Annotated in this window: 11 protein-coding genes; 9 read left to right on the plus strand and 2 right to left on the minus strand. The window is 39.9% G+C overall.

Features of this window, described 5'->3' with window-relative positions; translation table 11 throughout:
• Window positions 1-137: 137 nt before the first annotated feature.
• A complete protein-coding gene (locus NE363_RS06755; protein WP_445536085.1) occupies window positions 138-1,166 on the minus strand; it encodes an AraC family transcriptional regulator ligand-binding domain-containing protein in 1,029 nt (342 codons plus the stop codon).
• 166 nt (window positions 1,167-1,332) lie between these two features.
• On the opposite strand from NE363_RS06755, the gene NE363_RS06760 reads away from it, so the two are divergent.
• From NE363_RS06760 to NE363_RS06770, 3 genes are all read left to right on the plus strand, one after another.
• On the plus strand, window positions 1,333-2,103 hold the full coding sequence (locus tag NE363_RS06760; RefSeq protein WP_346789260.1) for a 3-hydroxyacyl-CoA dehydrogenase: 771 nt from the start codon (window positions 1,333-1,335) through the stop codon (window positions 2,101-2,103).
• Between the two features lie 18 nt (window positions 2,104-2,121).
• Window positions 2,122-3,258 (plus strand): acyl-CoA dehydrogenase family protein, encoded by a 1,137-nt coding sequence (locus tag NE363_RS06765; protein WP_000602467.1) that lies wholly within the window; start codon window positions 2,122-2,124, stop codon window positions 3,256-3,258.
• Window positions 3,259-3,478: 220 nt separating this feature from the next.
• Complete coding sequence (locus NE363_RS06770; protein ID WP_445536086.1) at window positions 3,479-5,122, plus strand: AMP-binding protein; 1,644 nt, start codon at window positions 3,479-3,481, stop codon at window positions 5,120-5,122.
• A gap of 45 nt (window positions 5,123-5,167) precedes the next feature.
• Here NE363_RS06770 and NE363_RS06775 read toward each other — a convergent pair whose 3' ends face one another.
• On the minus strand, window positions 5,168-5,746 hold the full coding sequence (locus tag NE363_RS06775; RefSeq protein ID WP_445536087.1) for a flavin reductase family protein: 579 nt from the start codon (window positions 5,744-5,746) through the stop codon (window positions 5,168-5,170).
• A 172-nt stretch (window positions 5,747-5,918) separates the two neighbouring features.
• Between NE363_RS06775 and NE363_RS06780 the strand changes: the two genes are divergently transcribed.
• The 6 genes from NE363_RS06780 to kdpB all read left to right on the plus strand — a co-directional run bounded on the left by NE363_RS06780 (window position 5,919) and on the right by kdpB (window position 12,858).
• On the plus strand, window positions 5,919-6,695 hold the full coding sequence (locus tag NE363_RS06780; protein ID WP_445536088.1) for a HesA/MoeB/ThiF family protein: 777 nt from the start codon (window positions 5,919-5,921) through the stop codon (window positions 6,693-6,695).
• Between the two features lie 58 nt (window positions 6,696-6,753).
• A complete protein-coding gene (locus tag NE363_RS06785) occupies window positions 6,754-8,052 on the plus strand; it encodes an ABC1 kinase family protein (RefSeq protein ID WP_077164894.1) in 1,299 nt (432 codons plus the stop codon).
• A 15-nt stretch (window positions 8,053-8,067) separates the two neighbouring features.
• Window positions 8,068-8,448, plus strand: a complete 381-nt coding sequence (gene folB / locus NE363_RS06790; RefSeq protein WP_004700874.1) for a dihydroneopterin aldolase — start codon at window positions 8,068-8,070, stop codon at window positions 8,446-8,448.
• Window positions 8,405-8,842 (plus strand): 2-amino-4-hydroxy-6-hydroxymethyldihydropteridine diphosphokinase, encoded by a 438-nt coding sequence (locus NE363_RS06795; protein ID WP_039251478.1) that lies wholly within the window; start codon window positions 8,405-8,407, stop codon window positions 8,840-8,842. Before folB ends, NE363_RS06795 begins: the two co-directional genes overlap by 44 nt.
• 258 nt (window positions 8,843-9,100) lie before the next feature.
• Window positions 9,101-10,810 (plus strand): potassium-transporting ATPase subunit KdpA, encoded by a 1,710-nt coding sequence (kdpA, locus tag NE363_RS06800; protein ID WP_445536089.1) that lies wholly within the window; start codon window positions 9,101-9,103, stop codon window positions 10,808-10,810.
• An 8-nt stretch (window positions 10,811-10,818) separates the two neighbouring features.
• A complete protein-coding gene (kdpB, locus tag NE363_RS06805; protein ID WP_445536090.1) occupies window positions 10,819-12,858 on the plus strand; it encodes a potassium-transporting ATPase subunit KdpB in 2,040 nt (679 codons plus the stop codon).
• Window positions 12,859-12,867 lie beyond the last annotated feature (9 nt).

Consider the following 12,867-nt stretch of genomic DNA (forward strand, 5'->3'; position numbering starts at 1 on the left):
GTTTAGATAAAATTATAAGTTAATGTTTTATAGGCATTATTAATTTTTAAATAATGCGTTATATGAAATATTCAATTTAAAAGACATAAATATCATAAGCTTAAGTGTTTAGACTTAAAGCTTCGTTGGTGCATATGCTATTGCTTGTGGGTAGTTAAATTATCTCGATACGCACCTGGGCTAACACCTGTCCATTTTTTAAAAGCACGGTGAAAAGCACTTGGGTCGTGGAAATTTAAGTCTTCACTAATATCTTGTATTGAATCATTACTTTTGCTTAAGCGTTCAATCGCAATATCACAGCGAATTTCATTTTTAATTTGTTGATAACTTACTCCTTCGTGTTTGAGGCGGCGTTGAACAGTAGCTTCCGAAATATTGAGTTGCTGTGCGACATCTTTAAGTTCGGGCCATTGAGCAGGGTGGAGCTTTAATAAATGACGACGAATAAGAACGCTCAAGGCATTTTCATTTTTAAAGCGAACTAACAGATTTTGCGGAGTTTGTTCTAAAAAATCATAAAGCGATTTTTTATCTTTTTTAATTTTAATATCTAAGTAGTGGGCATCAAACTCAACCTGATTTATCTCGGCATTAAATTGTATATCTTCACAGAAACGAACTAGATAATCTTGAATATCGTTTGGTTTTGAACAGCGTACAGCAATACTGTTTAAGCCAATTCGCTGATCTACTAACCAACACATAAGCCCATGTACCAACATTAAAAAGGTTGCGTAGGTAAACATACGTTTGGGTTGGTCATGATCACGAATGACCAAATAAGCTTTTTCTTGTTCTCGAATGAGTTCTCCACGCATATCATCTAAAACGAAGTTAAAAAACTTCAAAATATCATAGAGAGCCTTTTCTAAAGTTTCAGCCGTACTGACGAGTTTTGTAAGTAATTTATAGCTGCCACGGCGCATAGGGTGGCTATCCATCCCAAAAAACTCGTCATTCATGGCATTGGCGAGTTCTATCCATAATTGTGCATACGTTGCTACTGGAACACGCGCTTTGGATGTCATGAGTAATTCAGTAGGAATACCAGCTTTATTCAAAATAATTTGAGTATTTAGCCCTTTGGCATAAGCCGCACTTAATGCTTCATGTACCAGTGCAATCGAAATTGTTCCTTTACTTAAAGAAGATTGGACAACCATGTCAAAGACTCATTTTTTTACGTATTTCAAATGAAATATTTCAAATTCAAAATTTGGATTGATCAAAAGCTGCAAGCATTTTGAGGTTTTTTGAAATTGTATCGGAAAAAAACAAATTTTACTCTCACTACTAAGGTTAAAGAACATTTCTATAGGACGTTACATAATGAAAATTCAAGGAAAACATTTCGTGATTACAGGTGGTGGTTCTGGTTTAGGGGCTGCAACTGCTGAGTATTTGGTAAAGCAGGGTGCCTCAGTCACATTAGTAGACATGAATGTAGAAGCAGGTGAGCAGCAGGCGAAACAGTTAGGGTCAAAAGCTGACTTTGTAAAACTTGATGTAACCGATGAAGCTGCTGCTGAGCAGTTCTTTAAAGATGTGCTGGCTAAACATGGTCATTTGCATGGTTTGGTAAACTGTGCAGGTATTGGGCCTTCTGCGAAAGTAGTTGGCCGTGAGGGCGTTCATGACTTGGGATTATTTGCAAAGACTTTAAGTATTAATGTCACAGGTACATTTAACATGCTGCGTTTTGCAGCAGATGCCATGAGCAAAAACACAATTGAAGAAGGTGAAGAGGACCGTGGCATCATTGTTAACACTGCTTCTGTTGCAGCATTTGACGGTCAAATTGGACAAGCAGCTTATTCTGCATCAAAAGGCGCTATTGTGGCGATGACTTTGCCGATCGCTCGTGAGCTAGCGCGACATGCCATTCGTATTATGACCATTGCACCGGGAATTATGGAAACTCCAATGCTTAAGGGTATGCCGCAAAATGTACAAGATGCTTTGGGGCAAATGGTTCCGTATCCATCTCGTTTAGGAAAACCAGAAGAGTTTGCTCGTTTGGTTGCGCATATTGCTGAAAATTCCTATTTAAATGGTGAAGTTATCCGTCTAGATGGTGCAATTCGCATGGCAGCAAAATAATAAAATAAGGATGTTGAAATGATTCTAAATGCTGAACAAAGCATGGTTCAGGAGATGATGCGTAACTATGCGCAAAATCAGTTAAAACCAACAGCTGCACATCGCGATAAGACCCATGAATTTCCGGCTCAGGAATTAAAAGACTTAGGTGCGCTAGGCGCAATGGGGATGACCGTGCCCGATGAATGGGGCGGTGCTGGAATGGATTATGTTTCTTTAGTTCTTGCTATTGAAGAAATTGCCGCAGGTGATGGTGCTATTTCGACAATCGTCAGCGTACAAAACTCTTTAATTTGCGGCATTACACTGGCATACGGTTCAGAGCAGCAAAAACAAACCTATTTGCCAAAATTTGCTTCTGGCGAATGGCTAGGGTGCTTTTGTTTAACTGAACCACATGTCGGTTCCGATGCGAGCGCGATTTTATGTAAAGCCGAGCGAGATGGCGACCATTGGGTGCTCAATGGCGTAAAGCAATTTATTACCAGTGGTAAAAATGCTCAAGTGGCTTTGGTATTTGCGGTGACAGATAAACAAGCGGGTAAAAAAGGCATTTCATGCTTTCTTGTACCGACCAATACACAAGGTTACTTGGTCACTCGTATTGAAGACAAAATGGGTCAACATGCTTCGGACACCGCAACCATTACGCTTGAAGACTGCCGGATTCCTTTAGAAAATTTGGTGGGACAAGAAGGTGAAGGTTATAAAATTGCGCTATCTAATTTAGCGGCCGGTCGTATTGGTATTGCTGCTCAGTCTGTTGGTATGGCAAGAGCAGCTTTTGATGCTGCTGTGCAATACGCGAATGAGCGTAAGGCCTTCGGTGTAGAGCTGGTTCAGCATCAGGCGGTTGGTTTTCGCTTAGCCGATATGGCAACTCAGATTGAAGCTGCACATCAGCTGGTTTTACATGCGGCAACTTTAAAAGATGCGGGGCTACCTTGTTTAAAAGAAGCCTCAATGGCCAAACTCTTTGCATCAACTATGGCTGAGCGAGTATGTTCGGATGCCATCCAGATTCATGGCGGTTATGGCTACGTCAGTGATTTTCCTGTTGAGAGAATTTATCGTGATGTTCGTGTAAGCCAGATTTATGAAGGTGCTTCAGACATTCAACGTTTAGTGATTGCTCGTGAAGTGGCTCAAGTTTAGTTCATAAGATATTGAGTTTTTAAACTTAAAAATGCAAGAAGCCGCACATCATGTGCGGTTTCTTGCAATTGAAATGGAACATTTTTGCTATTAGTTTTGTTTGAAATAGATGGAAAAGTTGAAGAAATATTCTTCGAGCTTTAGCTAAAACAATAACAGTCAGGACAGATTTTGTGGCCTAACACAAAATTAATCATCAAATGGAATGAAGGTGAGCATCATGAAAACTTTGGCAGAAGCTTATCAACAATTTGATCTTGCACAACTCATCGAAGAGCAAGTTGTTGGGCATCCCCAAGCGATAAATGCTTATGTTGAGTGCTGTGAGCGTTATGTAGGAAAAAATAAAATAGCGCTCATTTGGGAAGGAAAAAACGGACAGGCAGAGCACTATACTTTCGAACAACTTGCTGAGCTTTCTGGAAAACTTGCTAACTTCTTTAAAGCGCAAGGAATTCAAGCTGGAGATTGTATTGCAGGACTTCTACCGAGAACGCCTGAGTTATTAATTACAATTTTGGCAGCGTGGCGTATAGGCGCTATTTATCAGCCTTTATTTACTGCCTTTGAAGCAAAATCGATTGATCACCGTATTACGACTGCTCAAACTAAATTGATTGTGACCAATGATGAACAGCGCCCTAAACTGAATACCTTGAATGTTCCGGTTATTGTCACTGTTCATCAGACTGGTCCTTTGTCTGAGCATGACTTCGATTTTTGGCAATCTTTACAGCGCTATTCTGAGCAATGTGAGCCAGTAAATCGTAGCTTTGAAGATGACTTTTTAATGATGTTTACCTCTGGTACAACTGGACTTGCTAAGTCTGTACCCGTTCCACTAAAAGCAATTTTGGCATTTAAAGGTTATATGACCCATGCTGTCGATTTGCGTGAAGAGGATGTGTTCTGGAATCTGGCAGATCCGGGCTGGGCATATGGTTTGTACTATGGCATTACCGGGCCTTTAAGCTTGGGGCATAGCATTATTATGGATGAGCGTTCATTTAATGTAGATCAGGCAATTGAGTTAATTAAAAAGTATAAAGTAAGTAATTTAACTGGTTCGCCTACAGCATTTCGAATGTTCTTTGGGTTTAAGGAAAAATTTGACCCTTCAATTAAACAACATTTACGCGTAGTGAGTAGTGCAGGTGAGCCATTAACTCCTGAGGTTGTGAACTGGTTCAAGCAGGATTTAGAGGTCAATATTTTTGATCAATATGGCCAAACTGAGCTAGGAATGGTGATTGCAAATCATCATGCGCTTGAGCACCCATTAAAAGTAGGTTCAGCTGGTTTCGCAATTCCTGGACATCGTTTTGCAGTGTTAGACCAAAATTATCAAGAATTACCAACTGGGGGTGTTGGTATTTTGGCGATGGACTCGGAGCAATCGCCATTGATGTGGTTTAAAGGTTATGGTGGCAATAATCGCAAATCGTTTGTTGGTAAGTATTATTTAACAGGTGACACGGTCACTTTAAACGAACATGGCGGTATTGATTTTGTCGGACGTGCTGACGATGTCATTACAACATCGGGCTATAGAGTTGGACCATTCGATGTTGAAAGTACTTTGTTAGAATGTGAGGCGGTATTAGAGTCAGCAGTAATTGGTAAGCCAGATCCAGAACGAACCGAAATAGTAAAAGCTTTTGTGGTACTTAAGCCTGCTTATCAAGCGTGTGAAACATTAAAAGATAAGTTACAGCAATATGTTCGTAACCGTTTATCTCGTCATGCGTACCCAAAAGAAATTGAGTTTGTGGATAGTCTACCGAAAACCACGAGCGGAAAAATTCAAAGAGGATTATTGAAGCAGCAAGAAATTGCAAAAATGCAGCAAGCCTATGCAAGCTAAATTGAACAAAGGGAAATATTTAAATATTTCCCTTTATTTTTTATATTAGAGATCGGCTTTCACTTCTTCACCAATTAAGTAAAACGTTCCACCAGCAATATAGTGCAGACTACGAAGTTCTTTTGGCGCATCTTGAAAATGCCAGTGCCCATCTCTAAAAACGCGACTATCTGCCCATGCACCTACAACAGAACCAATAAATAAATCATGAACTGACTGATTATGCGGTTCAGGAATAAGTTTACAAACCAGCCATGCGATACAACCTGATACAAGTGGGCTACTCAGGTCTTCTTGATAGAATAGTTCAACTCCACAGTGTTCAAGTTTTTGTGGGTCATCTAATTTACTAATGGTGCCAAGTTGCTTGGTCATATTAAGCTGTGCATAGCAAGGAACTTGTAGGGTGAAGTAACCGCTTTGCTCAACAAGCTGTCGAGTTTTCGTACTTTTATCTAAAATCACAGACACTTTGGCAGGCTTAAATTCTAAGGCACATGCCCATGCAGCGGCCATTACATTGCGTTCATCACCATGTTGTGCAGAAACCAGCACAGTTGGACCATGATTTAATAAACGATAAGCTTTTTCTAACTCTACTGGTGCAATATATGATTGAGACATATTTAGCCTAAGTAACAAAGAAACTAATTCGTTCTATTGTTGCAGAAAGTGTGAAAGAAGTAATGTGAACAATAGAGCAGTAACCGAATAAAAAACTGTTTCTATTTTATAGCTTTCATAATGATTGACTTAGTCATAAAATCATTTGGCTTCTAAGTGAAAGGATTAACGTGTGACCGAGCTTCAAGATATCGATTTTGTAGAGTTAAGTGATGAAGAAATGCATCTCTATAGCCGTCAGATTTTACTTGATGGATGGGATATTGAAGCTCAGGAAAAGCTCAAACTTGCTAATGTACTGATTGTGGGTGCTGGTGGCATAGGCTGTAGCAGTGCAGAACTACTTGCACGAGCAGGGGTTGGGAAAATTACACTCATTGATGCAGATACCATTGAGATAAGTAATTTACAGCGCCAAATCGCATTTGGTCATGAAGATATTGGTCGCTATAAAGCTGAAGTTCTAGCAAAACGGTTACAGAAAATTAACCCTTATATCTGTGTTGAATACTTTAATGAACGTTTAGACGAACATAACATTGATAGACTTGTTGAACACCAAGACGTCGTTTTAGATGGTTGTGATAACTTTACAACTCGCTATTTAGTGAATAGTGCTTGTAAGAAACATCAGGTCGCATTAATTAGTGCTTCTGCAATTGGATTTCAGGCGCAAATGTTTATGGTTGAAGGTGAATCAGCTTGTTATGAATGTTTATTCCCAAAAGAACAGCATGACAATGAAGGCCTGCGCTGTGCAGAGTCAGGAGTGCTTGCAACGACTCCTGTAATGATAGCGTCATTACAAGCACATCACACTTTACTTTATTTAGGGCTTAATCGCACTCCTCTGAAACAAAAACTGTTACTTTGGGATGGATTAAATATGACACAACGTGTTGTTAATTTTGATAAAGATATAAATTGTCCACTTTGTCAGGCAAGCTAATCAGCAAATAAAGCAAAATTTGCTACACTTGAGACGAATATTCTGGTTCTAAAGAAATATGAAAAAAAATATTTTATTTGATGGATTGCGCTCAGTTGCCCGTATCGGTGAAACCGCAGTGGTTGCTGCTAAAGCTGGTATTAAATATGCAACTGATAAACCAAGCAATGCCAAACTCATGCGAGAGACTTTTGAGTCGCTTGGCTCAACATATATTAAGCTTGGTCAGTTTATCGCGAGTACACCATCGCTATTTCCGCGTGAATATGTAGAAGAATTTCAAGGTTGTTTAGATCAGACACCAACTCTGCCATTTAGTTATATTCAAGGCGTGCTTGCCTCTGAATTTGAAGGGCGTGATTTAAACCAGATTTTTAGTTATATCGATGAAAAACCTTTAGCTTCTGCTTCAATTGCTCAGGTTCATGCGGCTAAACTGACGACCGGTGAAGATGTCGTTATCAAAGTTCAGAAACCTGGTGTAGAAACTATTTTATACACTGACTTAAATGTGGTGCATTGGGCAGCCAAACTACTTGAACGTGCAGTCCCTAAAATCAAGTTTGCTGCTCTTTCTGACATTGTCGATGAAATTAAAACTCGTATGGTGCGTGAAGTCGATTTCATTGAGGAAGCCCAGAACTTAGATGACTTTATAGAGTATTTAAATATTTCTCAAAACCACGCTGCGACAGCGCCTAAAGTTTATCATCAGTTTTCTACACGCCGTGTGTTGACCATGCAGCGTTTATACGGTGTGTCTTTGACAGATTTTAGTGTCGTAAAACAATATGCTAAAGATCCCTCACAAGTACTCATTACTGCCATGAATACATGGTTTGGTAGTCTTATGCTCTGTAAGAGTTTCCACGCTGACTTACATGCAGGAAACCTAATGTTGCTCGAAGATGGCCGAATTGGTTTTATCGATTTCGGTATTGTGGGTCAGTTAAAGCCAGAAGTCTGGACAGCGTGTATTGCGTTTATGGATGCCTTACAAAAAACTGATTATCAGGCTATGGCTGAAAACATGCTCAAAATGGGCATGACCCATAACAAGGTCGATGTTCAGGTTTTAGCTCAAGACTTAGAACGTTTGTTTAATGGCGTATTAATGGCCGATCCACAGCAAATTCTGTCTACCAATCCAGCCGATTTAAATGACATCATGATGGATATGGTTGGTGTAGGTGAGCGCCACGGTATTAAATTCCCTCGCGATTTTGCCTTGTTATTTAAGCAAATGCTTTATTTCGATCGTTTTATGCGCGTACTCGCACCATATACTGATATTTATGCAGACCAACGTTTGAAAATGGTTCAAAATATGGAACCTGCTTCGTTGTTAAAGCACTAAGGTCAGTTTAAATTTATGGATGCCATTATTATTGAAGGCTTGAAGGTTGAGACAGTGATTGGCTGTTTCAACTGGGAAAGACAAATCATTCAACCTTTAATGTTGGATTTAACCATCCATAATGATTTGAGCCGAGCTGCAGCGTCTGACAAGCTTGAGGACACACTCAACTATGCCCAGATTTGTGAGTTATCGGCTCAAACCATTCAGCAAGCCAAACCTGAGTTAATCGAGCACGCAGCTCATCTAGTTTTGCAATGTTTATTTGAAACCTTTCCAACAATTGAAAAAATTACCATAACCATCCGTAAGCCAGCCATCATTGCAGAAGCTAATGCTGTAGGAATTCGTCTTGAACGCACCAGAAACAATTTTTGCACTCGCCCTAGCGAGTAATTTAGACGCAGATCAGCACTTTACTTTTGCTTATACGCAATTAGCAACTTTGGGGAAAGTGCAGTTTTCATCTGTTTATCAAATTCCATGCCGAGATGGTATTGGAGATGATTACTGGAATTCAGCATGTCTATTAAGAAGCACTTTAGCCTGTGAACAAATAGAATCTTTTTTAAAGAAACTTGAATCAGATTCTGGACGTGTTCGACCATCGCATCATATTTCTTTAGATGTAGATTTGATTGCATGGGGAAGTGATCTGGACTATATGCAATTTAATTCTAAAAAATTACCTTTGGCGCTCGATGTAAAGATTCCTTTATATGAACTTTGGCATTGTGAAAAACTAAAGGCTGATAGTACGCTTTACCCAGTTGTTAATTTTAAATTTTAAGGTCTTTCAAACTAAAATTTACGCAAAATTTACGCGGCCTTTGAGTTCCTCAATAGAGAATTTACGAGCATTTTATCCATACTGAAATCCACTAAATTAGTGTTACTTCAGGACAATAAAGATGCTTATAAATTCTCAAATGCGCATCTTGCATCAGTCTGGCATAGCCTTATGCGGACTCAAAAAAAGTGATATTTCTTCATCTCTCCTTATTTCCATTTTGGCAAATCAAGCCAAGGGGTATAGAGGAGAATAGCCATGTTAGAACTTATCCTTGTTTTATTTATTGCTATTTTTTTAGCATGGTGCCTTAGCAAATATCTATCCCAAGTAATGGCAAATCAGCCGATGGTTGGCGATGGATTATTTCGTTGGATTGAAAATCCTGTATATCACTTGTTAGGTATATCTCCACAACAACAAATGAACTGGAAACAATATTCTTTAGCATTTGTTGTTAGCTGTATTTTTTTAGCTGTAGCCGTTTTTGCTATTTTTATGACGCAAGCATGGCTGCCATTAAACCCAAATCATGCACCAAATATGAGTTGGGATTTAGCATTACACACAGTTATTTCATTTTTAACAAACACAAACCAGCAGCATTATTCTGGTCAAGCTCAATTGTCTTATTTGTCGCAAATGACAGGTATTGTAGGTTTGCAAGTCATTACTCCAATGATGGGGCTGGCTTTAGTTGTTGCGACCTTAAGAGCTTTCTTTTATCAACGTCCTAGCCATATTGCGGCTGATGTTGCCGAACAGCCAGATCAAATTTTAATTGGTAACTATTGGGCAGATGTAATACGCCCTACAGTCCGTTTCTTGCTTCCTCTCTGTTTTGTTTGGTCATTGTTGCTTAACAGCCAAGGCGTACCAGCAACTTTTCAGGGTGGGCCGGAAATACAGCTTATTGATAAAGCGAATACCGTACAAACCCAAAAAATTCCATTAGGTCCAGTTGCACCCATGGTTGCTGTTAAGCAATTGGGTAGTAACGGTGGTGGCTGGTATGGTCCAAATAGTTCTGTACCTTTAGAAAATCCAACGCCGCTATCTAATTTATTAGAAATGATTGCGATTCTACTCATTCCAATTACAGTCGTTTTTATGGTGGGACATTTTACTCGACGTAAAAAATTTGCCTACTTTGTGTTTGGTAGCATGCTTTTAATGTCAGTTATTTCAGGTGCAGCAGCTGTCTGGTCTGAAAGTATGTCATCGACCGCATCTCAAATTGCTGTAATGGAAGGTAAAGAGCAACGATTTGGACCCGCAGCATCGGCAGTTTGGGCTGCACTGACCACACAAGTGAATAACGGTTCGGTCAATATGATGCATGATTCTTCTGCGCCGCTTACTGGGCTGGTTGAACTTATCAACATGTTGATTAATGCGATTTGGGGTGGTGTGGGCTGTGGTCTGCAACAGTTTATGATTTATCTGTTACTTGCGGTATTTATTGCAGGCTTAATGACAGGTCGTACACCTGAGTTGTTTGGACGCAAAATTGAAGCAGCAGAGATCAAGTTACTTGCGATTATTATCTTAATTCAGCCTCTTATTATTCTGGCTTTTACAGCCTTGAGTCTTAGTATTCCGGGATTATCAGGTATCACAAACCCTGGACCACACGGTATTAGCCAAGTGTTCTATGAATATGTCTCTGCATTTGCCAACAATGGTTCAGGTTTTGAAGGCCTTGGAGACAACACGGTATGGTGGAATGTCACATGTAGTCTTGCTCTTCTTTTAGGACGCTTCCCGACCTTAATTTTGCCATTAATGATTGCGACACGTTTAGCAGCAAAAAGAAAAGCACCCGAAACAACAGGTAGTCTTCAGGTTGAAACTCCAACCTTTGCCTTAACGCTGATTACGATTGTTGTGCTGCTTACCTTATTACAATTTATGCCAGTTCTTGTCCTTGGACCAATTGCCGATCAACTTTTGTTGGTTAAAGGCTAAGGAGGCGAGTGAAAATGAATACACAAACTCATGTAAATAGCCATAAAACGACTGTGGCAGTACCAAGTTTTGAAGTTTGGAAAAATGCTTTTGTAAAATTGTTACCACAGCATGCAATTAAAAACCCAGTCATGGCAATTGTATGGCTTGGAACAGTAATCACTGCTCTAAGTACCTTAATGGGATATGCCACACTGGTGTTTGGTTTGGTCGTCACAGCAATTTTGTTTATTACGATTTTATTTGCTAACTATGCTGAAGCGGTTGCAGAGGCTAGAGGTCGTGGACAGGCATCTTCATTGCGTGCAGCAAGAGAAAACTTGACTGCTCGAAGACTTAATTCTTTGACAGACCGTCAAACCACTCAAATTGCAGCTACCGAACTTCATTTAAATGATTATATTGAAGTTCATGCAGGTGAGCTTGTTCCAGCCGACGGTGAAATTGTAGAAGGCTTTGCCACCATTAATGAATCGGCTGTTACAGGTGAGTCAGCACCTGTGCTACGTGAAGCTGGAACAGACCGTTCAGGTGTTATTGGCGGGACTAAAGTCCTTACAGATCGTATTGTTGTGCAAGTGACTGCTGAATCTGGTCAAAGTTTCTTAGACCGTATGATTGCTTTGGTTGAAGGCTCAAATCGCCAAAAAACACCAAATGAGATTGCGCTTGGCTTCTTATTAATGGTGATGACAATCACGTTTTTAATTGTTGTGATTAGCTTGCCATTTATTGCTCATTATTTGCATATTGAACTTGATCCAGTTGTACTCGTAGCATTGTTAGTGTGCTTAATTCCAACAACTATTGGTGGCTTGTTACCTGCGATTGGTATTGCGGGTATGAACCGTGCACTCAAAGCCAATGTTTTGGCGAAATCAGGTAAAGCTGTCGAAGTTGCGGGCGACATAGATGTGCTTTTACTCGATAAAACAGGAACCATTACTTATGGTGACCGTCAAGCGACTTCTTTTTATCCTTTAACTTCGGTAACCGAGTCTGAGTTGAGAGCTGCTGCTTGGGTGAGTTCACTTGCCGACCCAACACCAGAAGGGAAATCGATTGTTAAGTTAGCAAAAGAACAAGGTTTAAAACAGCAAGAACCTGAGCAAGCCGAATTTATTTCTTTTAGTGCTTCGACTCGAATTTCTGGTGTGAATTTACCGAATGGTGAGCAAATTCGTAAAGGTGCTTTAGATGCAATCTTGAAATTTGTAGATGAAGATTATTCTCAAGATCTAGAGTTAAAAGCACGTGTTGAACAAGTTGCCAAAAAAGGTGCAACACCATTGGTTGTCGCAAATCAACATCATGTATTAGGTGTGATTGAACTTTCAGATGTGATTAAACACGGCATTAAAGAACGTTTTGCCCGTTTAAGAGAAATGGGCATCAAAACCGTTATGGTTACAGGTGATAACCCATTAACTGCTGCTGCGATTGCTGCTGAAGCTGGTGTAGATGACTATATTGCCGAAGCAAAACCAGAAGATAAGTTGGCTTGTATTCGCACCGAACAACAACAAGGTCGTTTAGTTGCAATGGTCGGTGACGGAACCAACGATGCACCAGCATTAGCACAAGCCGATATTGGCTTAGCCATGAACTCAGGTACACAAGCTGCAAAAGAAGCCGGCAATATGGTCGATTTAGACTCAGATCCAACCAAACTTCTTGCTGTGGTTGAGATTGGGAAACAGCAGCTGATTACCCGTGGTGCTTTAACAACATTTTCGTTAGCAAACGACGTCTCTAAATACTTTGCCATTTTGCCTGCATTGTTCGCTGCTGCGATTCCACAAATGCAAGTATTGAATGTAATGCACTTAGCAAGTCCAAGCAGCGCGATTTTATCTGCATTAATTTTTAACGCGATTATTATCCCGCTATTAATTCCAATTGCATTACGTGGCGTCAAATTTAAACCTTCAACTGCAACTCAGTTACTACGTCGAAATATGTTGATTTATGGGGTGGGCGGTGTGGTTTTACCATTCATTGCCATTAAAGCGATTGATGTTGTGATTGTTCAATTATTTGGTTTGTAATCTGGAGTT

This window comes from Acinetobacter sp. G18 (assembly GCF_052660225.1).

Coding starts and splice junctions, on each gene's coding strand:
- NE363_RS06765 (WP_000602467.1), top strand. CDS start 2,122: ATGATTCTAAATGCTGAACAAAGCATGGTTCAGGAGATGATGCGTAAC.
- NE363_RS06770 (WP_445536086.1), top strand. CDS start 3,479: ATGAAAACTTTGGCAGAAGCTTATCAACAATTTGATCTTGCACAACTC.
- NE363_RS06785 (WP_077164894.1), top strand. CDS start 6,754: ATGAAAAAAAATATTTTATTTGATGGATTGCGCTCAGTTGCCCGTATC.
- NE363_RS06755 (WP_445536085.1), bottom strand. CDS start 1,166: ATGGTTGTCCAATCTTCTTTAAGTAAAGGAACAATTTCGATTGCACTG.
- kdpA (WP_445536089.1), top strand. CDS start 9,101: ATGTTAGAACTTATCCTTGTTTTATTTATTGCTATTTTTTTAGCATGG.
- NE363_RS06760 (WP_346789260.1), top strand. CDS start 1,333: ATGAAAATTCAAGGAAAACATTTCGTGATTACAGGTGGTGGTTCTGGT.
- folB (WP_004700874.1), top strand. CDS start 8,068: ATGGATGCCATTATTATTGAAGGCTTGAAGGTTGAGACAGTGATTGGC.
- NE363_RS06775 (WP_445536087.1), bottom strand. CDS start 5,746: ATGTCTCAATCATATATTGCACCAGTAGAGTTAGAAAAAGCTTATCGT.